This is a genomic window from Sagittula salina (assembly GCF_017813235.1).
Taxonomy (GTDB): Bacteria; Pseudomonadota; Alphaproteobacteria; order Rhodobacterales; family Rhodobacteraceae; genus Sagittula; species Sagittula salina.
Map to the genome: position 1 here is coordinate 1 of NZ_JAGISH010000057.1, position 268 is coordinate 268.

General features: G+C 73.1%; 1 pseudogene. It reads right to left on the minus strand.

The annotated features are described in order from the left end of the window. Positions 1–50 precede the first annotated feature (50 nt). Positions 51–268 (minus strand): annotated as a pseudogene (locus tag J5474_RS22940) (hypothetical protein); the annotation flags it as partial.

Below are 268 nucleotides of genomic sequence, written 5' to 3' on the forward strand. Positions count from 1 at the left end.
CGACACCCGCAGCAGCCCTTTCGGCTGCACCGCGGGTCGGTCCCAGCCGGTCAGCCCCAGCCGCTCAGACCCAGCCGGCTCGTGAACTCGCGGGGCTCGCCGGTGAGCGGGTCGGTGAAGGCGAGCCGCTCGGCGAGCAGCTGCAGGGGCGAGAAGAAGTCGTAGGGGTCCGGCGCGAGGTCCACCGGGTACACGGGGTCGCCGAGGATCGGCAGGCCCAGGCCATTCATGTGGACCCGCAGCTGGTGCGTCCTCCCGGTGTGCGGGG